The sequence below is a fragment of the Rhodohalobacter sp. 8-1 genome (genome assembly GCF_038150125.1).
GTDB lineage: Bacteria > Bacteroidota > Rhodothermia > Balneolales > Balneolaceae > SW132.
In genome coordinates, this window is sequence record NZ_JBBVMF010000020.1 from 38,541 (window position 1) to 59,105 (window position 20,565).

General features: G+C 43.6%; 17 protein-coding genes and 1 tRNA gene. 11 read left to right on the forward strand and 7 right to left on the reverse strand.

Annotated features, from left to right (window positions below):
* Window positions 1-150 precede the first annotated feature (150 nt).
* The 7 genes from AABW11_RS16395 to AABW11_RS16425 all read left to right on the forward strand — a co-directional run bounded on the left by AABW11_RS16395 (window position 151) and on the right by AABW11_RS16425 (window position 8,512).
* Window positions 151-588 (forward strand): response regulator, encoded by a 438-nt coding sequence (locus tag AABW11_RS16395; protein ID WP_340106217.1) that lies wholly within the window; start codon window positions 151-153, stop codon window positions 586-588.
* A gap of 758 nt (window positions 589-1,346) precedes the next feature.
* A complete protein-coding gene (locus AABW11_RS16400; RefSeq protein WP_340106218.1) occupies window positions 1,347-1,793 on the forward strand; it encodes a response regulator in 447 nt (148 codons plus the stop codon).
* On the forward strand, window positions 1,786-3,603 hold the full coding sequence (locus AABW11_RS16405) for a PAS domain S-box protein (RefSeq protein WP_340106219.1): 1,818 nt from the start codon (window positions 1,786-1,788) through the stop codon (window positions 3,601-3,603). The genes AABW11_RS16400 and AABW11_RS16405 overlap by 8 nt, the downstream gene beginning before the upstream one ends.
* A gap of 33 nt (window positions 3,604-3,636) precedes the next feature.
* Window positions 3,637-4,083 (forward strand): OsmC family protein, encoded by a 447-nt coding sequence (locus tag AABW11_RS16410; RefSeq protein WP_340106220.1) that lies wholly within the window; start codon window positions 3,637-3,639, stop codon window positions 4,081-4,083.
* Between the two features lie 102 nt (window positions 4,084-4,185).
* The gene (locus tag AABW11_RS16415; RefSeq protein ID WP_340106221.1) at window positions 4,186-4,884 is read left to right on the forward strand and encodes a YjjG family noncanonical pyrimidine nucleotidase; all 699 of its coding nucleotides are present in this window, start codon (window positions 4,186-4,188) and stop codon (window positions 4,882-4,884) included.
* Window positions 4,885-5,302: 418 nt separating this feature from the next.
* Entirely contained in the window at window positions 5,303-7,540 is a 2,238-nt protein-coding gene (purL, locus tag AABW11_RS16420) for a phosphoribosylformylglycinamidine synthase subunit PurL (protein ID WP_340106222.1), read from the forward strand.
* Between the two features lie 252 nt (window positions 7,541-7,792).
* Window positions 7,793-8,512 carry an SDR family oxidoreductase gene (locus AABW11_RS16425; protein WP_340106223.1) on the forward strand — a complete coding sequence of 240 codons (720 nt, stop codon included), beginning with the start codon at window positions 7,793-7,795 and terminating at the stop codon, window positions 8,510-8,512.
* A 368-nt stretch (window positions 8,513-8,880) separates the two neighbouring features.
* On the opposite strand, the gene lat is transcribed toward AABW11_RS16425, so the two are convergent.
* Window positions 8,881-10,215 (reverse strand): L-lysine 6-transaminase, encoded by a 1,335-nt coding sequence (gene lat / locus AABW11_RS16430; protein WP_340106224.1) that lies wholly within the window; start codon window positions 10,213-10,215, stop codon window positions 8,881-8,883.
* A gap of 521 nt (window positions 10,216-10,736) precedes the next feature.
* Here lat and AABW11_RS20200 point away from each other — a divergent pair.
* Together AABW11_RS20200 and AABW11_RS16435 are read left to right on the forward strand one after the other, a co-directional pair.
* Window positions 10,737-10,841, forward strand: coding sequence for a hypothetical protein (locus AABW11_RS20200; RefSeq protein ID WP_445263792.1), 105 nt, complete (start codon window positions 10,737-10,739; stop codon window positions 10,839-10,841).
* Window positions 10,838-11,119, forward strand: a complete 282-nt coding sequence (locus AABW11_RS16435; protein WP_340106225.1) for a helix-turn-helix domain-containing protein — start codon at window positions 10,838-10,840, stop codon at window positions 11,117-11,119. Before AABW11_RS20200 ends, AABW11_RS16435 begins: the two co-directional genes overlap by 4 nt.
* Window positions 11,120-11,286: 167 nt before the next feature.
* Here the strand turns inward: AABW11_RS16435 and rocD are convergent, their stop codons facing one another.
* Entirely contained in the window at window positions 11,287-12,558 is a 1,272-nt protein-coding gene (gene rocD, locus AABW11_RS16440; protein WP_340106226.1) for an ornithine--oxo-acid transaminase, read from the reverse strand.
* A gap of 189 nt (window positions 12,559-12,747) precedes the next feature.
* Between rocD and AABW11_RS16445 the strand changes: the two genes are divergently transcribed.
* A tRNA-Met gene (locus AABW11_RS16445) sits at window positions 12,748-12,820 on the forward strand.
* A gap of 646 nt (window positions 12,821-13,466) precedes the next feature.
* Entirely contained in the window at window positions 13,467-13,832 is a 366-nt protein-coding gene (locus AABW11_RS16450) for a DoxX family protein (protein ID WP_340106227.1), read from the forward strand.
* On the opposite strand, the gene AABW11_RS16455 is transcribed toward AABW11_RS16450, so the two are convergent.
* The 5 genes from AABW11_RS16455 to AABW11_RS16475 all read right to left on the reverse strand — a co-directional run bounded on the left by AABW11_RS16455 (window position 13,824) and on the right by AABW11_RS16475 (window position 20,565).
* Entirely contained in the window at window positions 13,824-14,195 is a 372-nt protein-coding gene (locus AABW11_RS16455; protein WP_340106228.1) for a DoxX family protein, read from the reverse strand. The two genes, AABW11_RS16450 and AABW11_RS16455, sit on opposite strands and share 9 nt — an antisense overlap.
* 1,070 nt (window positions 14,196-15,265) lie before the next feature.
* On the reverse strand, window positions 15,266-15,832 hold the full coding sequence (locus tag AABW11_RS16460; RefSeq protein ID WP_340106229.1) for a T9SS type A sorting domain-containing protein: 567 nt from the start codon (window positions 15,830-15,832) through the stop codon (window positions 15,266-15,268).
* A 79-nt stretch (window positions 15,833-15,911) separates the two neighbouring features.
* Entirely contained in the window at window positions 15,912-17,210 is a 1,299-nt protein-coding gene (locus tag AABW11_RS16465; protein ID WP_340106230.1) for a tail fiber domain-containing protein, read from the reverse strand.
* Between the two features lie 660 nt (window positions 17,211-17,870).
* Entirely contained in the window at window positions 17,871-19,160 is a 1,290-nt protein-coding gene (locus AABW11_RS16470; RefSeq protein ID WP_340106231.1) for a PHB depolymerase family esterase, read from the reverse strand.
* Between the two features lie 724 nt (window positions 19,161-19,884).
* Window positions 19,885-20,565: an ABC transporter ATP-binding protein gene (locus tag AABW11_RS16475; RefSeq protein ID WP_340106232.1), complete on the reverse strand. Its 681-nt coding sequence runs from the start codon at window positions 20,563-20,565 to the stop codon at window positions 19,885-19,887.

Here is a 20,565-nt window from a genome sequence, read left to right on the forward strand (position 1 = left end):
TTTGTTGTATAAACAGCTCGTTTGATAATTACTAAAAACGCAAGTTATAAATAACGGCAAATACCGAAGAACTAAACATTACCAGTGCTTATAACTGGTTATTTCTACCACTTCTAAAGAGAGAAAAATAGCTATCAGAGCATCAGTACAATGAATAATTTATTAAATATACTATTAGTTGAAGATAACGCAGGCGATATAATGCTTATAAAGGATGCACTGGAGGATACAGATTCATCAGTACAAGTTAACGTTGTGAATAATGGCGAAAAGGCAATTCATTATTTGAACAAAGAGGGTGAGTTCAAGCATTCTAATAAGCCGGATTTGGTCATATTAGATATCAATCTGCCCCGGATAAATGGGCACGAGGTCCTGCGGTTTATCAAGAATAATGATGAGATTAAAGAGTTGCCTGTGGTCATGCTGTCAAGCTCATCGGCAGATACAGACATAAACATGTCATATAAAGAGTATGCAAATTGTTATGTCACAAAACCTATTGGTGTAGATGAGTTTACAGATACTATCCATGCCATAAAAAATTTCTGGCTCAGTCTCGCTCAGCTTCCGGACAAGAATAAATAGGCGTGATTTTACTTTATATTGCGTCGTTGGTTTTTGATTAATTTTTTTAAAAAGTTAGGACACGGTAATGCGAAAATGCTTTAGGAGTCCTTCTGCACTATAATACAGAATCCGCCATTTTTTAAAAGAGATAGAGCAATGCTTGATTATTAGTTTTTGGCAAAAAACAGTTTTGCAAAGCCCTTGAAGGGTATGGATGATAAAATAGTATAGTGACACAATGGAAAGGCCTGGCTGGCTGAAGAAGGGAATTATAAGATTCTATACAAAACTCCATCTATGCTATGTTATATTAAATTCTTGCGAGTAAGGCAAGATCCCTTTAAAGACGAATCTATGGCTGTTCGCCTTATATAGTTCCAAAAAGTACAATTTTGGCGAATCTCCTTTTGAGTGTGATGGACAACCATTCTGGAATTTTAACGATGGCAAATAAGGGGCAAGAATTAATTTTTTAGTTTCAGATTAGGATTTGATCATCTAATGCTTTGATATCTTAAATTTTTTGGTATACTATTTTGAGTTTGTGGCTATAAAGTGTTGCAAAATTTTTAGAATAAATCTTATTGAATGAAAAAGTTGGCTTTAACATTCAATTCACTGTTTTGATATATCTCTTTCAGCTACAATGCTTTAGGTTGGAGATTATATATCTGGTTCGGGAATAAAAAAAATGCTTTAGGTAAAAATGCAGGATCACCTAACCAATACATGGCTTGGGTATGTCTTGTATAGCCGTGGCAGTATAAAACCACTGAATGGAACCGATTCATATTTTACTTGTCGAAGACAATGCGGGCGATGTCATGCTTATCAAAGAGGCTTTTAAAGAAGCCAGGGTCATGAATGATATCAATACAGTACAAGACGGTGAAAAGGCGATCATGTTTTTAGATAAAAAATCGCCATATGAGGATGTATTTACACCGGATCTGATACTGCTTGATGTGAATTTGCCACGAATAAATGGTCTTGAAGTTTTAAGCCATATTAAGGAGAGCGATGCTCTGAAAAAGATTCCGGTCATTATGCTCACCACATCTTCAGACGAAAAAGATATACTTGAATCGTACAAGAACTATGCAAACTGCTATATCACAAAGCCGGTAGATGCCGACAATTTTATGAATACAATTTCCAGGATTGACCAGTTCTGGATTCAGATTGTAAAACTTCCCCCCAATAAAGGAGAAGTCTATGGATGACAGAGAAAAACGGTACGCTTTTTTTGTGATTGAAGACAGCAGGGGAGATTTTGTGCTGATTGAAGATTATCTGAATGAGCAGTTTAAGCTCCCTTCAATTACACGTGCGCGAACATATAAAGAAGCTGAAACGATATTTAGTTCTGAGGGTCTCTTTAATTACGACTGTATTTTACTTGATCTTTCATTGCCAGATTTAAGTGGTAAGGCTCTTATTGATGAAGTTGTGGCCCGCTCGGGTGATACCCCTGTTATTGTGCTGACGGGATATACAGACCTCTCTTTCAGCGTACAATCACTGGCCAAAGGCGTTTCCGATTATCTTCTCAAAGACGAATTATCTCCATCCCTGCTCCATAAAAGTATCATTTATAGTCTTAAACGATATGAGTTTTCGAGGCAGGTAAAATCATCAGAACAGAAGTACCGCACACTTTTTGAGCTGAGTCCCGAACCAATGTGGCTTACGGATATTGAAACCGGGGCCTTTCTTGACGTTAACCGTGCAGCAGTAGAGCATTATGGCTACAGCAAGGATGAATTTCTTTCGATGACGGCAGATGATCTTTTGACTGCTGAACAACCCATGCTCACCAACCAAAGCGGAAATGGTGTAATTGTTGGTGAAGTAGATATTGATGGCGAATACCTGAACCACCGCAAGAAAAACGGTGACGTGATCAAGGTTGAAATTGAATCAAACGAAATAGAGTATGAGGACCGCGCAGCAAGTCTTGTGCTGGTCAGTGACGTTACTAAAAAGCTCAGGGAGGAGAAGCGCCGCAGGCTTCTCGAATCTGTTGTTACAACCACAACGGAATCTGTAGCTATTTTAGATGTTTCTCCGCAGGCGGTCCACCCCCGTATTGTGTATGTAAACGGCGGGTTCCAGGAAATGACGGGCTACAGTGAAGATGAGGTAATTAACCGGTCTCTTACTTTTCTGGCGGGCGAGAAAACGGACCCGCAGAATATGCAGGAGCTTGAAGATGCCATTCATGAAAAGAAACCAGCCGACGTTGAGCTAATTAACTATAGAAAAGATGGCCGTACCTTCTGGACGCAGATTACAGTTGAACCCGTTGAGGATGAAGGCGGTAATTACAAACACATGGTTGCTATTGGAAGAGACATTACCGAGCGCAAACAGTCTGAAGAAAAACTTAAGGCGTCGCTGAAGGAGAAAGAGGTCTTGCTCTCTGAAATCCATCACCGTGTAAAAAATAACCTGGCGCTGGTATCGGGTATGCTGCAAATGCAGGTGTTTGATGAAGATAATGAAGAAGTTATAAATAAGCTGAACAACAGCATGCTCCGTGTTGAAACCATGGCGAGTATACATCAGCTATTGTATGAATCAAGCAGTTTTTCCAGGCTGGAGTTTTCCAAGATTATCAATAAGCTTATTAATGCCACCCACGACTCATTCAGTTCCGGTAAAAAAATTGACATAGAAATTGAAACCGAACCATTTGAACTGAATATAAACCAAGCTGTGCCTTGTTCACTGATTATTAACGAAGCCATTACAAACGTATATAAACATGCGTTTAAAAACAGACAGAAAGGTTGGATAAAAGCTGTCTTGCGTTGTGACGATGATCTCGTTACGTTTATACTTGAAGATAACGGAATCGGGCTTCCGGAAGATTTTGATATGTCTGATCTCTCTTCGCTGGGCACAAAGATTATCACCGCTTTAGTGAAACAGCTGAATGGTACGTTCGAGCTTGTTCCGCGTGAGGGGGGAGGCACGGTTTTCAAGCTTGTTTTTCCGGTAAAAGAGAAAAGAGCCCGGCCAACTCAATGAACTAATTGCAATACGGGTCGAAAAAAATCACTTATGACAACATCGGACAAAAAAAAGATTGTTCATATACACATTGGAACGCAGAACTATAAAACATCGCTTACAGCCGGCAATCATGAACTCACAGCAGATGAACCGCAGAGTGTAGGCGGGCAGGATACTGGCCCGGATCCTTATGATTACCTGCTAATGTCTCTTGGTTCATGTACGGCTATAACCCTGCGTATGTACATCGAGCGTAAAAAGTGGAAGGTAGATGATATTTATGTTGAGCTCCGTCATTTTAAAGATCATGCCGAAGACTGTGAGGATTGCGACGAAGAATCAGCAAAAATTGATAAGATTGAAGAGGAGATCATTGTTAAAGGGGATTTAAGTGACGAGCAACTCGATAAATTACTTGAGATTTCGCATAAGTGTCCCGTCTATAAAACGTTACAAGGGTCAGTAGATGCAAAAGCATCAATAACCATGCACTAATATACGGTTTGTTGCTGGTATTACAGCGATACGAGCTGTATATTTGAACTCATTTTTACGAACCCCCACAACGACAGTTTTCGTTGTAAATAAAGCATTTTAATGCCACTTAGCTACATTTTTTTTGATCTTGATAACACCCTTCTAGATCATAACAAAGCAGAGTCAAGGTCCCATCAAGCCGTTTACAATTCATTTCCGGTCCTGCAAAAATTAGCGCTGGAGGATTGGCTTACGACATATCAGGAGGTTAACCACAACCTGTGGGTAAAATACCAGGACGGAGAAATAGACAGACATAAGCTGCATTTTTCCCGGTTTCACGATTCCATGGTGAAGTTGAACCTGCCAACGGAAAACAGTCGTGAAATAGGTGTAACTTATATGAATAAGTACAGAGAGTACTGGGATTGGGTTGATCAGGCTGAAGAAACACTTGCACTGGCGAGCAAACATTTCAACGTTGGCATTATAACCAATGGTTTCAAAGAGACGCAGCTCAAAAAATTTGAAAAGCTTTCAATGCATAAATATACTAGCCAGATGGTGATATCTGAAGAGCTGGGCGTTCTTAAGCCGGATCCAAAGGTGTTCGATCATGCAACTGAACTGGCAGGTGTTCCGAGGGAAGATATTCTGTACGTGGGCGACTCATACTCATCTGACGTTGTCGGTGGTTTAAATGCGGGATGGAAAACAGCCTGGTTCACCGGGGTAGTGGGGGAAGAGGAAACAGAACTCACACCGCATCTTACATTCAGCGATTTTGCCGATCTTAAGTCCTATTTGAAGATTGGTTGATTTTAACTCTCCTCCGCGGAGGAGACAGCCTCCAAAGCGACTGCCGCAGGCACACAGCAGCGACGGGGCAGAGGTGGATAGGTGAGGTCACCTGTCACCACGGACCCACCCCTGACCGTGAAAAGCCTCGCTGCGCGATCTTTTTCAGGTCTGTCCCGATAGGGGAGTTTTATTCCTCTCCTCTTGGGAGGAGACAGGCTCCAAAGCGGCTGCCACAGGCAGAGCAGCGACGAGGCAGAGGTGGGTTGATAGGGCTCGGGCATTTCGAGGCACCACGAGTCCCACCTTTGTTTAATCACTATAAGACTTGATTTAGCAATGGATCTTAGCTTAAAAGCTTATCGAAATCACATCAGAAATGGTTCTGATCTTTTCGTATTTTTAAGCCCATCTTTTTTTCACATATATAAATTAACACATGTCAACCACAGCTGTCAGCGAACCCCAGGTTACTCTTGAACTTGCAATTGAACACGGACTGAGCGAAGAAGAGTTTGAGATGATCAAAAATTATCTCGGCCGTACACCTACTTTTTCTGAACTCGGCGTTTATTCTGTAATGTGGAGCGAGCACTGCTCTTATAAAAACTCCATTCTTGAAATCAAAAAACTTCCCAGGTCAGGTCCTCAGCTGCTGGTTGATGCGGGTGAGGAGAATGCAGGTCTTGTTGATATAGGAGACGGGCTCGCCTGTGCTTTTAAAATTGAAAGCCATAATCACCCCTCAGCTATTGAGCCCTATCAAGGGGCAGCAACTGGTGTAGGCGGTATTCACCGCGATATCTTTACGATGGGAGCGCGGCCAATAGCATCACTGAACTCGCTGCGGTTTGGATCCATGGATCAGCCCCGGGTACGTTACCTGCTTGATGGCGTAGTTCGGGGAATCTCGGACTATGGAAATTCATTTGGCGTGCCTGTTGTCGGCGGCGAAGTTGTGTTTGATGAAGCCTACGAGGGAAACCCACTGGTTAACGCCATGAGCGTGGGTATTGTAAAAGTGGGCGAAACTGCCTCGGCCATTGCAAAAGGTATTGGAAACTCCGTCATTATCGTTGGTGCGAGTACAGGGCGTGATGGCATTCATGGCGCCACGTTTGCATCCGAAGAGATCAGTGAAGAGAGTGAAGCTAAACGGCCAAGTGTACAGGTAGGTGATCCTTTTACCGAAAAGCTTCTGCTGGAAGCAAGCCTGGAAGTTTTGAAAACCGGTGCAGTAGTGGGCATGCAGGATATGGGAGCTGCAGGAATCGCGTGTTCATCATCAGAAATGGCGGCAAAAGGCGGCGAAGGCATGAGGCTTGATCTCGATAAAGTACCCATGCGCGAAGAAGGAATGACCGCCTATGAGCTGTTGCTCAGCGAAAGCCAGGAGCGTATGCTGGTTGTTGCTGAAAAAGGCCGTGAGCAAGAGATTATCGATGTATATGAAAAATGGGACCTGAATGCCGTTGTGATTGGTGAGGTGGTAGACGGTGAAAATGTCACGTATATCAAGGATGGAGAAGTGAAAGCAGATATTCCGGCTGATTCCCTTGTGCTGGGCGGCGGTGCTCCTCAATATGAGAGGGAGGTTAAAAAACCAGCATATCTTGATGATGTTCAGGGGTTTGACTTTAAGACGATCAAGCATCCGAAAGATCAGAATGAAACACTGAAAAAATTACTCGGATCTCCAAACATTGCATCAAAACGGTGGGTGCACGAGCAGTACGACACTATGGTGCGCACGAACACGGTAAATGCACCCGGCGCGTCCGATTCGGGAGTGATTCGTATTAAAGGCACGAACAAAGGGCTTGCCGTAAAAACGGACTGTAACGGGCGATATGTATACCTCAATCCCCGGCGCGGCGGACAAATTGCCGTAGCTGAAGCTGCTCGGAATGTGGTGTGCAGCGGTGCTAAACCGGTGGCAATTACCAACTGTCTCAACTTTGGAAATCCCTATAAACCGGAAGTGTACTGGACATTCCGTGAGGCTGTGGGCGGGATGGGTGATGCCTGCCGTGTGCTCAATACACCGGTTACAGGCGGTAACGTGAGTCTCTATAATGAAAATCCCAACGGGGCAATCTTCCCGACGCCGGTAGTAGGTATGCTGGGTGTGATTGAAGACGTAGAGAACCACGTGATGACGCCTGGCTTTAAGCAGAATCACGATATTGTTTATTATATCGGCGCTTTGCGTCGGGGCCTTGGAGGAAGCGAGTACCTGAAAACTATTCATGGACTAACCACTGGTGATGCTCCTGAGCTTGACCTCGAGTTTGAGCTGAAGTTTCAGCAGGTGCTCCTGGAGGCAATTCAAAACAATTTGGTCAATGCCGCACACGATATTTCAGACGGTGGAATTGCCGTTACCCTGGCCGAAATGGCGATCTTTTCGGGACAAGGTGCAAATGTTTCAGTGAAGAATCTGAATGGATCTTACATTGACGTGCTTTATAGTGAGGCGCAATCCGGAGTGGTAGTCACGGTTCCGAATGCAAATGCTCGTGCTTTGGAACGTTACTTAGAGAAAAATGGAATCTTTTACGATGAAATCGGCATTGTTGGCGGGCCAAAACTAATTATAGATGAGTTCGTTGATCAGAATGTAGCCGATTTGAAAGAGATTTACGAATCAGCCATTCCAAAAGCGATTAATCGGTAGGGTTGTTATTGGATTATGGGTGAATTGGAAAAATTTGTCGCTCAGACAAATTCCCCAATTCCCCAATTCCCCAATTCCCCAATTCCCCAATTCCCCAATTCCCCTGAAACGCAGACTCTGCCAGGAGCTCTCTGACGTTCGCACTCTTGCAGGTCTTTGTTCAGAAGTATTCCCCAAATACTGAACGATTTTTTCACCTGATACCTTTCATAATCAGAAAAATGAACCCTTAAATACATTTAAATAAAGATTATGGAAGATCAAGTAGTACTTATTGTTGGCGGCTCAGGCGGAATAGGACAGGCATCAGCGGACCTTTTTGCGAAGGCGGGTGCAAAAGTTGTTTTAGCTGCACGTAACAAAGAAAAGGCAGAAGAGAAGGCAAAGGAAATTAACGATTCAGGCGGCGAAGCTTATGTTATTGAGGTAGATGTAACTGATTTGGCATCTGTATCTGCCATGGCCCGGGAAGTAAACGATGACCTCGGCCAGATTGATGTTCTGGTAAATGCATTTGGTACCGGCTTGATTCAGCCCATTCTTGATATCAAACCCGATCACGCCAAGGAGCTGTTTGATGTAAATGTTTACGGCACGTTTCTGGTCACGCAGGCGGTGATGCGCTACATGGCTACCAACAAGAAAGGACGTGTGATTATGTTTCCTGGTATTCTGGGGAAAGCTGTGATGAAGAACACATCCGTCTACTCTGCATCGAAATATGCGGTGACCGGATTTACAAAAGCCCTCGTCGAAGAACAGCGACGCGGCGATGTGAAGTTTTCATTGCTCTATCTCGGTGGTGTGGATACGGAGTTCTGGGACAATCCCAACGTAGATATGCGCGTTCAGAAAGACAAAATGCTTACAACCGAAGAGGTCGCAAAAGCTGTTTATTACGCTGCTTCACAACCTGGCCAATCTGTTCTGAATGAGATTGTGATTCAGCCGGAATCGCATCAGATGGTGTAAAATATCGACTCCCGTCTGACGATTGTTTTTTCGTCTGACGGGTATGTGAGGCCCGTAAGTTTGATGAAGGGTACCACCTGAACTTGGTTTCAGGAACATCCACTCGTCAGCCTTCAAAAGCAGAATGCAGACGAGGCTTGGAACCAAACATGCCATGTTTTTGAAAAGCCATGGGTTTGATGAAGGAGACTCCTGAACTGGGCTCGAGCTAAATCCACTCGTCAGCCTTCAAAAGCAGAATGCAGACGAGGCCTGGAACCAAACATGGCATGTTTTTGAAAAGCCATGGGTTTGGTTCCAGAGATCCCCTGAACTTAGATCAAGCGTAATCCACTCGTCAGCCCGCAACTGCAGCGTGCAGACGAGATTCATCCTGCAACCGGGCACTTCCCCAGTGCAGTTTTGTAACTTTTCTTAAGTATGTTGATGCCCTCTTCAAGCTGATCTTTTTGAATGGTGAGCGGAGGTCTGAACCGAATTGTTTTTGTGCCGCAGCCAAGGATCATCAGGCCATTGCCAAGCGCTTCTTTGATGACGGCATCCCTTGCGTGAGTGTCGGGAAGATCAATGGCACAGAAAAGTCCTTTTCCGCGCGGGTTACTAAGGTATTCCGACTCGTCTGCCCAGTCAGTAATCAATGACTGAAGGTGGGCTCCGGCATCGGCTGCATGATCGACAAGATTGTCCTCTTCAATAACTTCAAGAATACGGTCAAACCGAACCATATCCACAAGATTTCCACCCCAGGTAGAATTGATGCGCGAAGACACATGAAAACAGTTTGTGTCGATATCATCCACACGGTTGGTTGCAAGAATCCCACACACCTGGGCTTTTTTTCCAAATGCGAGAATATCGGGTACTACGTAATGTTCGTGTGCCCAAAATTTACCGGTGAGACCCACGCCGGTTTGTACTTCATCATAAACCAGTAGCGCATCAAATTCATCGGCGAGGTCACGGAGTCCCTGGTGGAACTCTTTTCTAAAGTGGTTGTCGCCGCCTTCGCCCTGGATGGGTTCGAGGAGGATGCAGGCAATATCATCTTTGTATGTCTCCAGGTACTGCCGTGCCTGGGCAAGTGCAATTTCTTCTTCACTGATAACCTGGTCAAGACTTTCGGTATCAAGTGGGAAATGAATAGCGGGGTTATGAATTCGGGGCCAGTCGAATTTCGGGAAATAGCGCGTTTTTTTCGGGTCGGTATTTGTTAACGACATCGTGTAGCCGCTTCGGCCATGAAATGCCCGGTCTAAGTGCAGAACTTTGTGCCCCAGTTCTTTCCGGTATCCTTTTTCAAAGTTCTTTTGAACTTTCCAGTCGAATGCGACTTTCAGAGCATTTTCTACGGCTAATGCGCCGCCAGATACAAAAAATGTGTAAGGCATATAGTCGGGCATTCCAACGCGTGAAAAAGTGTCAACAAAATGAGCCATCTCCTCAGTATACACATCCGAATTAGATGGCTTATTGATAGCCGTTTTTCCAAGGTGGGTCACAAAATCAGGATCGCCGGCAAGGCGGTCGTGATTCATTCCCAGCGGATTTGAAGCAAAGAAGGTGAAAAAGTCAAGATAGTCCCGTCCGCTTGTAGAGTCGTGCAGGTAGGCACCCTTACTTTTTTCAAGATCAAGTACCATTTCATAACCGTCGGCAAGAATGTGTTTCTGAAGTGTAGGTCGTACGTCTTTTGGGGATATCACGTTGTAAAGCTCCTATTTTTTCTGGATGATCTGCTACTCTAATGAATCATGATAACAAAGTGATGCGACAAAAATCAACCAGTTAATAAAATAGGTCAGATAGGGAGCGATACCACTGAAATTCGGCGACCATATGAAGCTGGAAACAGAGCTATTGCAACCAAATTAAATGAATGTTATGTTTTCTTTTGATTTCTCTCCTTAGTCCCTGCATTTCTTTTCTATAACCAAGAAAAAATATTTGCTAATGTTCGCATATATGCTAACTGCTAATGCATGCGAATTATCAAAATTTACCGAACAGAAACAGGAAATTGCCCCGTTGAAGACTTTTTGCAGGATCTTCCGGATAAGCAAGCAAAAAAGTAGCTTGGACACTTCGAGTCGTCCGTGATTTAGAACAGGTTCCAAGCCAATATCTAAAAAAGCTTAAAGGCACAGATGATATTTGGGAAGTACGTGCGACCCTTGGTAACAATACATTTCGCCTATTGGGTTTTTACGATGGCCCATAATTGATTGTGTTGACCAGTGGATTTGCCAAGAAAACTAATAAAGTTACAAAGCAGGAAATTGAAACTGCTGAAGAACGTAAACGCGATTGTTACCAGAGGAAAGGACTATGAGAAAAGATGATTTAGAAATTTTTATCGACCAGAAAAAGGCAGAAAGCTCAGAGTTTGCAGTGAATTTCGAAGAAGGGTATTTGAATTTCAAAATTGGAGCAATTTTACGTCAGGCTCGTGAAAATATGGGTACAACCCAAGCGGATGTTGCCGAAAAGTTAAACACAACGAAATCCGTAATTTCTCGCATGGAGAATCATGCTGAAGATATTAAGCTCAGCACACTTGCAAAGTACGCGAAGGCATTGGGTAAGAAGGTCAAACTCGACATTCAGTAATCAGAAAACATAACAATGGACTCGTGCTTATCAGTATTGGCTTAGGAGTCGACAACTTACAAACTGGCTGGCAGCACAAGCCAAGAGCCGTTAGCTAACCTGCGAAGGATAGCATAAGCATGTGAACTTCGTAAATAAATAAATGAAGTTATTCGTCTTTTGCCGGGCTATTTATCGATAACAAAATCCAGAACCGTTTTGCGAATAATGCCCACGCACTCCAGCAATTGGTCTTCAGTCATTACAAGGGGTGGGGCAAAACGAATGATATTGCCGTGTGTTGGTTTCGCAAGCAGACCGTTTTCTTTAAGCTTCACGCATATATCCCATGCTGTGGAGCTATCCGGGCTATCGTTGATCTCGACTGCATTTAGTAACCCTTTCCCTCTCACTTTATTAATGAGGGGGCTCTCTTTTTTTAGTTTTTCCATTTCATTCCGAAAGATTTCACCCAGCTTTCGCGCATTCTGTGCCAGGTGTTCGTCACGGACAACATCAAGTGCAGCGATTGCTACCTTAGCAGCCAGTGGATTACCACCGAATGTTGATCCGTGCTGACCGGGCTGAATCACATCCATCACCTCGCTGTCTGCTAATACGGCCGACACCGGGTAGACGCCGCCTGAGAGCGCTTTGCCGAGTATAAGAATGTCAGGCTTTGCGTAGGTTGCGGGCTGGCGCTCACAGTGTCCTTCGCAGCTGCAGTTACCACAAACGGCTAACAGGCTGCCCGTTCGTGCAATCCCTGTTTGGATCTCATCAGCAATAAACAGCGCGTTATGTTTTTCACAGAGAGATTTTGCCTGGCGCATATAATTGTCATCGGGCACCATCACCCCGGCCTCGCCCTGGATGGGCTCCACCAGAAAACCTGCTACGTTCTCTTCTTTGAGGGCAGATTCCAGCTGATCAATACTATCATATTCTACTTTAATGAACCCCGGTGTGTATGGCCCGAAATTTCGCTGGGCACCAGGGTCGTTAGAAAATGAGATTATGGTGGTTGTACGTCCGTGAAAGTTGTTGGTGCAAACAATAATCTTCGCTTCATTCTCGGGAATTCCTTTTCGCTCATAGGCCCATTTTCGGCATATCTTAATGGCAGTTTCAACACCTTCCGCCCCCGTGTTCATGGGCAAAACCTTATCAAACCCAAAATACTCAGTAATATATTTTTCAAAGGACCCGAGTACATCGTTATAGAACGCCCGCGAGGTGAGAGTTAGAGTTTCGGCCTGCTCTCTCAAAGCGCTGATTATTTTGGGATGACAGTGTCCCTGGTTTACAGCGGAGTAGGCTGACAAAAAATCGTAATACCGATTGCCCTCAGGATCCCACACGAACACACCATCACCTTTTGAAAGCACGACGGGAAGCGGATGATAATTGTGGGCGCCATATTGATTCTCAAGGTTAATTGCTTCTTTTGTCGTGGTCATTATAATAAGTTAGTATGTGTGACGGTTTTGAACTCTGAAGATAACGAATAGCAGCTGCAGGAGCGAAAGAGATGTGAAAAGAAATATTTTTCGGTGCTTATACGTTCATTAGTTGTAAGCTGGTAAAAAAAAATAATTACCCGTTGACATGAGGTACAGTAAATGCTTATATTATGAATCTATTAACATCGCGGGGTGGAGCAGCTGGTAGCTCGTCGGGCTCATAACCCGAAGGTCGTAGGTTCGAATCCTACCCCCGCCACTACTTAAAGGCCCAATTGCTCTAAAAAGCATTTGGGCTTTTCTATTTTAAGGCATCTCTGCTATTGAAAATTTCATAGCGCTTAGCTCATTAGATAGTATATCCGACCCGAAGCATCAAAACAGCGATTCTCTCAAAGGGTTGAGCCAAATCCTGAACCACGATATTTAAAAAAAGATCTGCTCAATTTATTTTTGACAGAGTTTTTTATTTATCCTGGCTAATTACAAAGAGAGAAATAACATGCATCACGTACACGTGCTTTATTCAGCGTTATGCAATAAAATATACATCGAAGAGTCATCCGATTTAAGCGTACAATTTATTTATCACTATCAAAGCACTAAGAAAGACTGGACAAGTTGGTATAGGCTCTGGAGATCCGTTTTTTATATGGAAGAATGCGAAAACAGATCAGATGTACAAAAATGCGAAATGCAGCTCAAAAGGGCAGCAGGTCGCAGATGGATTTGGGAAGGGATAATTAAACGTCAACTCAAAAAGTGACATTCAAGGTATTTCCCTGCACATGGGAATAATTGACAAGAGCGTCAGATTCATATCTATTCTAAAACGAACGAAAGCTTATCGTAGCAATGTTTCGATGCTCAATTATATAAACGGTCCTATTTAAACCGGGAACTCTTTGTCCGACTCTCTGCTATTCCTCTCTGTTGCCATTGCAGGGTTTTTTCTTATCTACGGCATACAGTGCCTGCGCTCTCCCTTCATGAAGAAAGAATTTCATCGATATGGAATGAATGATGGTTTACGGAGGGTGACGGGCATCTCCCAGCTTGTAGGCGCCATCGGCCTGCTTACCGGAATTTATTTCAGCCTGCTGGGCTTTCTTTCGGCCTCCGGTTTGTGCCTGATGATGGCAGTCGCTTTCGGTACGCGCCTGAAGATCAGAGATCCCCTGAATCAAACGCTGCCCTCATTTTTCTTTATGATGTTAAACGGCTACCTGGCCTACAAATATTTGCTGCTGGTTCTTAAAAATCTACAATAGACCGATCGCAACCGACAAAACCAGGAAGGTGAAGGCCGGAAGAGCTTTTTTAATCGGATCCTTTACCTTGATGTGCATACTTACGGCTCCCAACATCAAAACTGCGATGCCATATGCTGAATAGGTTTCCAGCGCCGGATATCCCGTAAGAAAAATAGAGGCGAGAAGACCCAAAGCAAAAACGATCTTTAGTCCCCCAATAGTCCACATAAACCATACGGGCAGACCATAGGCTTTAAATTCCTCTTGCAGGTTACCTGCATTTCCTCCCCTCCATTGCGTCTCTTTGCCCGATCTTAACAGCCAGACATTTAATATGCTGAGCCCGACGATTACTTTTAATGCGATGATTAGATATTCCAAAATTTCCCCTTTCTAAATTTTAAACTCTGTTATTAAGCGATGTTCATCTACCTACCATTAATAAAACCAAAAAATGAGCCTATTGCTAAGACTATATTTGATGAGCGTTGATGGGTCGAACTAATATCATCGAATGAGTTTTTTGGAAAATCGAGTCATGCCTGAATAATAATGGTCTATGGATGACTCATCCGGCTACTTCGACTATTGATAGTAGATTTGAAAAGCTATCGTTGATATCACACTAAGAGAAATAATACTTATCACCTCAACTCAACTTCCGTAAAATCTTTAAAAAAATAACCTCAGTTACCTTTAAATAACTCTATGTAGTGCCACATCTGTTATTTTTCATACTGGATAAGCTTCCCATTCAGCCTTCCATTCCAGTCCGCATCTGAAGGCATTTACGTACATAAGGATACTAAAAGCAATTATACCAACTACCACATATAACCAAAGCACCAGGGGTGCGACATATCCGTAGCCCAAAGTCAATGCGCAGCGGCGGCTTTGGGTTAAGAGCAAGTATAAAATTTGGGAGCGCCGTAGGTGCGGTATATCCGGGCCCTTGCAAAACTACCATACCCTCTTTACCCATAGATTATTTTATTGAATCCGATTCAGATGATCTGTTCGAATTTTATGACTGAGGTTGAATTCAGAGGTCGAATGATGCCGCACCTACGGTACTTCTTATCATTCTGGCTTCTTTATACCCCACGGAAATGCTGCGCATTCCCATAGGGCTACGGCTATGCCACCCCGAAACGGGGCTGGTTTCATCCCTGAAGAGTTGATTCCATTCTTTTTGCCTGTGGTCTACAGTTTTAAATGAAATTTATTTTGTAGCCACTACATCCCCATTTTGCGGAAGTTGAGTTAATCATTAAGAGCTCACATTCCTGATTAGCAACAATAGGCTCGAATCATTCGAATGTTGATTTATGAAGTTAAACTTGTAGCGAATTAAATAGCTGAGCTGCCTTCACGCACATCAGGTACTGAATAAAACGAAAAACATTTTCTTCAAAAAAAGTGAAATTCTTTGATCATTCAGCTACTGAATCCTATTTAACCAGCGTCATTTTACGCTCCTGAGTAAAGTTGTCGGTCTGCAGTCGATACAGATATACACCGCTTGCCATACCTTGAGCTTGAAATGTGGTTTCGTAATGTCCCGCTTTTTGGCGTGTATTGACCAGGACCCGGACCTGCTGACCCAGCATATTGTATACCGTCAGCTTTACGTGAGAAGCTTCAGGCAGTTCGTAGCTGATCTGGGTTGAAGGGTTAAAGGGGTTGGGATATGCGTGTTGTAGTTTGAATTCTCCAGGAATGTTGTTGGAAAGTGGCTCTTCTGGCTCAATGTCAGTAATAAGATCAGTAGAATAGAACGAGGACCAAAGTCCGGGAAACGATTGAACATTGTTGCCCGCACTGGATGTGGTCGCAATCTGACCAATACTCCCTTCCAACTGAATGTTACCGGAGCTACTTGGGATTCCTCCGGAGGTGACTGCGTCCAGTTGCAGCTGAACCTGGGCCTGCACGTAATCTGTGGATGTAAACAACATTGTGCCAAGGGTTAAAAATCCTATCAATAGTGCCAGTATGTTATTTTTAGAAGTACGCATCACAATTCTCTTGTTAAAATGGGAGATTTACCTGCAAATAATTTCCTGTTCTAAAGAAAATACCGCTATCAAAAGCATTCTATTCAGAAACCGCAGACCTCTCGTTAGTTTCTTGTTCATTATCTTGAATCTCACTGGCTAACTGATTGATCTGTGCCTGCAAATTTTCCAGCTTGGCAGTTTGTAACGATTCACTTTGCCGGAGCTTTTGCTGAAGGGTCTGAATGTGTTCTTGCTGTTCCTGAATGGCTTGTATGAGTACCGGTACCAGTTCGGAGTAGTTCATGCCCAAATAACCGTCATCTTTTGGTTCCTTAACTACCTCACTGATGACTTTTTCAACGTCCTGAGCTAAAAGTCCCAGGTGTTGTTCTGTCTCACCGGGTGCGTCATTATTTTCATTCGTCCAGGTGTAACCCACTGGTTTAAGTTTAAGTATGTCCTGAAGCCCGTAATCCAGTTCTTCAATATTGCTTTTTAACCTGCGGTCAGAGGTTTGTATGGTGCCATTGGCCGCATATACAGCTGACCATCTCTGAGAAGATGAGCCGAGCATGAGGTCACCGTCACCGCCGGGCTTAAGGCCATCTGCATCTGCAACTATACGGTGCCGGGGACTGAGGAAATCAAACTCAAGAATCCATTCTTCGTTTTCAAAATCAAAATAATGCCAGGCATGGCTTTCACCACCGGTTGCATATCCATAGAAAGGCCATGAATTTGTACCCTCAGTATTAGTATACATTCCTCCAAAGGTATCGTCGAATTCGACTGACGAATGTACCACAAATTTGTCACTCCCGGTAATTGGGGCACTGCGATTGATACCGACAAAGTTATCTTGTAGGTCAAATGCGAGGGTTGGCCTCAATGTTTTGAACACCGCATCAGGATCAATTGATGCGCTGTCTACGGCCCCATAGTCAAGTTTTTCAGACGTGATTGCACGTCTTTGAATGTTGCTGGATGAAACGGCATCTTCGGTTAGCTTGGAAGTGGTTATAGTACCATCATCGATTGAATGGGCGCGCTGTGCATAAGGAACGGTGGTCAGCATGGTCCGTGGCGACAGTTCCTCGCTGCCGTCCACCTGGATTCCCAGGTAAAATGGCCGGTTAAACGTAAGTGTATCAATTGAGTTAACTGCTCCCAGTGTTGACGAAAATACGCCGTTGTCGGTTTCTATATTTTGAGTTTCTTGCCATAAGGCTGTTCCGCCGGATTCCTGATCATACAGACTGAATACCAGTGTATGATTGCCGTCCACAACCGGAGAGCCGTCAGAATTGGTAAGCCGGCCCTGGTAGCTTATCAGCAGTGAATGACTAGACTGAACTTGTAGACTCTTTTCATTTTGTTGTGCTGCCACCTTAGGCACAGAAACTGACTGAATTAAAAATATGATCCCAAGAAATATGAATAGACGTGATAAGGAATTTGTAGAAAATGACATGGATCTGCTCCTGCTCTCTTTATAATTGCAGAACTCCAAAAAATGGGAAAATGCCTGTCTTTTTCATGAACAGTATCATCGAAGAACTTTCACCTGTAAATTCTCTTCACTAAGGTGACCTGCAATCCCATTTGCAGAGTTCTTTTAATTCTAATGTCCATTTAACTTAGTAATAAGGATGCATAAGTTCAATATTATTAGATAGATATGACTACCACGCAAAAAGATAAATGTATATCTGTTGATCAGAATTTTTTATGTTTGAATGTGTCGAAATCAGGAAGATTAGTCTTCAATAAATGAAAGATGTGCCGTTCCTTCCACGGACTTCTGATTTTGGGTCATTTCTTGATTTCTCACGTTGCCCAAGGGATGGTATTATGAAAAAGGACACCCTAATATTCAATGATAGAGCATCTAAGGCATTGTTTTTTTTGGCCTCGATTTTCCAAGTGGCAGCTGTCTGAAAAGCAGGATGAACCCTGAAAGCTTTCCTGCTGAAAATTGGGATCGCTTTCTGGTCCGGTATAAAAGCCAAAGTAAAATTGAAGCAAGCTCTTTAAGGTGTTCAGAATCAAATGAGTCTTATTTGGATTGGCCTGCCAACCACTCCATGATTGTTGCGGGTCGTCCATGCAGTTTTACCAGGCTTCCATCGACATCCCGTCTGGCTTCATTGGCATGAGAGTAAATCCAACTCCAGTGATCCGGATAGCGATAGTCATCTCCACCAAAAAAACCTGTAATATCAACCACGTGATCATAAAAACTGAAGTGCACATTGGGCGCCCCTGCTTTCATCAATTTGTTATAAACCGGCACGACAGTTTGATCCGGTACGGTTGTTCCATCTTCTTTAGCATGAATAAACCAAATCGGTATGTTTTTAATCCGTTCAGCTTGCGAATCTGAGAAGTATGCACCCTGATAAGCCAAAGCGCTTGGGAAAGCAGCAGCAAAAAAGTCGGGATATTCAATAATAAGCTTAAGCACTAAATAAGCGCCATTCGAAGCCCCTCCTAAATAAATGCGATCCCGATCTACATCCCGGTGCCGGGACATATAATTATCAATAAGAGCCTTTACCGCTTTATAGTAAATATCATCTGTCTCACCGCTTGTCGTTGCACCTCCACTATCCATCCAGCGTGTGGGGCTTTGTGGTACGAGAACATGGGCACCTTCAAAAATGGCTTGTATTTCGTCAGAGGCATAATTCGCAGCCCGGTTCGCAACAAGTGGAATAGAAGGATCAACACCTCCTTCACCACCACCATGTAACCAGATAATCAACGGGTGTTCCTCATTATCACTTTCGGGGCTATAGGAGGCATATGACATGGTTACACCATTTTCGTGTGAAAACCTTCCCGAAAGATCAAATTGATCAATAATCGGCATCACCCGATTTACTTCTTCGTTCCACAGCATACCCTTCGCCTCATCACGAATCGTCATCTCATAGTTGATCCAATTGTTGCCACTACAGCCTTCTGTCTGTGAATATTGAATGGGTGAACCGATCGGCTGATTTGGAGCCACGGCCAGCACCAGCGTTATGTGATTGCCTTCTTCCAGTCTTGATCCCTCAGCATCAGATACGTAGCCGTTAACAATTCTTCGACTCCCAAGCACTTGCCCATCAGGGATGGCTGAACAATCTGATGATCGCCGGACCATCACTTGATAATCATTCCAGTTGGCGGAGGTTACCGGCTCTTCTAAAGATAGAATGACCTTGCTTACAGCGGGTCCCCAGTCGTAGCCTTCAATAACAACACCGTACTCGCCATTTGTTGGAGGCGATGTGGCAAAAACACCATTTAGTGATACAAATAGTGCAGCAAGAAATAATAAAACTATCATCTTTTTCATAAGATTTTTGAATTTAGTATACGATTCAGTGCATAACGAGCGCCGAGAATATAAGCTTAATAAACGGCTGAAAATGTAAAATAAGAAACACCGGAAACCATCCCGGCGGCTCCGAGTGTCCAGCTAATGTGCATAGGATGTACCCGGCGTAGGTGCGGGCTTATGCTAATCTAAGCCATAAATCTTGAGGATGCCAAGAAGTGATTCACCGGGGAAAGTCCCTTATCACGGATTATTCGCCAATAAATTTTGTTGCAAACAAAGCGAAATGGAAATTGTGACGAAAGGGTACTGATGTACTCTGAATAAACCATTTTCAATTTCGCCAAAGGCGTGCCCAGGGCGAATGCAATATATAGCTAAATTTCGAAGCCGAACGACAAGGCTTAAATTTGAGCTGTATTCAAGTTTTAATATGTACATTATAATCAGATAATTAATCTTCATGTCACACTTTTTCGTGAATAATCCGGGCTAAGAAGTTCGAATTAATCGAAATCAAAATTATAACTTTTCAATGAGCCTTTTCAGAAGTCTAAAAGAAAAGTGAAGCTATGAGCCCACTGCGAAAAGTACTTTTTACTAAAAAAATGGCCTTCAAAACCCGTGTGAGGGAGCAAAATCAGCCAAATTGGACTTTTCGGAGTGGGCTCAGCTATTATATTAAAAGTGACGTAACCGTAAATTTAGAGAGCATAATGGTCTAAACCGTGAATTGCACCGATTATTCTCTATCAACAATTTTGCCGTCAAGAAGCTGGATCTGCCGGTCGGTTTTTGATGAAAATGAGTCGTCATGCGTGACCATAAGGATTGTCTGATCAAACTCCCGGGTCAGGTTTTTGAGCATATCAAACACAACCGTTGCATTTTTTGAATCGAGGTTGCCGGTGGGCTCATCACAAAATATAATTCGCGGTTCGTTGATAAGCGCGCGGGCAACAGACACCCGCTGTTGCTGGCCACCCGACAGTCGGTTAATTCGTTTGTGAGCCTGATCGGCAATACCCAGAAGGTCCAGTTTTTTGATCGCTTTCTCCTCCAGCTCCTCATGCGGAAGCTCGCTAAGCTTCAGCCCCGGCAGCATCACATTATCCAGTGCGGTGAAGTCTGCCAGCAGATAGTGGAATTGAAAAATGAAACCGATCGACTTGTTCCTTAAATGAGCAAGGTCATGGTTGGTCAGTGTTTTAAGTTCGACACCATTTAGCAGAACCTGGCCTTCATACTCACGGTCAAGCGAGGATAAGGCGTATAGAAGCGTGGATTTTCCGCTGCCTGAAGGGCCGATAATGGATACAAATTCGCCCGGGTTTATGGTTAGGTTAATCTCTTTCAGCACGTGGAACTCCACTGGTTTGTGAAAATACTTATCCAGGTTTTTTGCTTCTAATACGCTTGCCAC

Excerpts from the sequence above, each read along its gene's own strand:
- AABW11_RS16410 (WP_340106220.1), top strand. The coding sequence starts at position 3,637 with ATGACAACATCGGACAAAAAAAAGATTGTTCATATACACATTGGAACG.
- AABW11_RS16470 (WP_340106231.1), bottom strand. The coding sequence starts at position 19,160 with ATGAAAAAGATGATAGTTTTATTATTTCTTGCTGCACTATTTGTATCA.
- AABW11_RS16415 (WP_340106221.1), top strand. The coding sequence starts at position 4,186 with ATGCCACTTAGCTACATTTTTTTTGATCTTGATAACACCCTTCTAGAT.
- AABW11_RS16425 (WP_340106223.1), top strand. The coding sequence starts at position 7,793 with ATGGAAGATCAAGTAGTACTTATTGTTGGCGGCTCAGGCGGAATAGGA.
- AABW11_RS16460 (WP_340106229.1), bottom strand. The coding sequence starts at position 15,832 with ATGCGTACTTCTAAAAATAACATACTGGCACTATTGATAGGATTTTTA.
- purL (WP_340106222.1), top strand. The coding sequence starts at position 5,303 with ATGTCAACCACAGCTGTCAGCGAACCCCAGGTTACTCTTGAACTTGCA.
- AABW11_RS16435 (WP_340106225.1), top strand. The coding sequence starts at position 10,838 with ATGAGAAAAGATGATTTAGAAATTTTTATCGACCAGAAAAAGGCAGAA.
- AABW11_RS16395 (WP_340106217.1), top strand. The coding sequence starts at position 151 with ATGAATAATTTATTAAATATACTATTAGTTGAAGATAACGCAGGCGAT.
- AABW11_RS16405 (WP_340106219.1), top strand. The coding sequence starts at position 1,786 with ATGGATGACAGAGAAAAACGGTACGCTTTTTTTGTGATTGAAGACAGC.
- AABW11_RS16400 (WP_340106218.1), top strand. The coding sequence starts at position 1,347 with ATGGAACCGATTCATATTTTACTTGTCGAAGACAATGCGGGCGATGTC.
- rocD (WP_340106226.1), bottom strand. The coding sequence starts at position 12,558 with ATGACCACGACAAAAGAAGCAATTAACCTTGAGAATCAATATGGCGCC.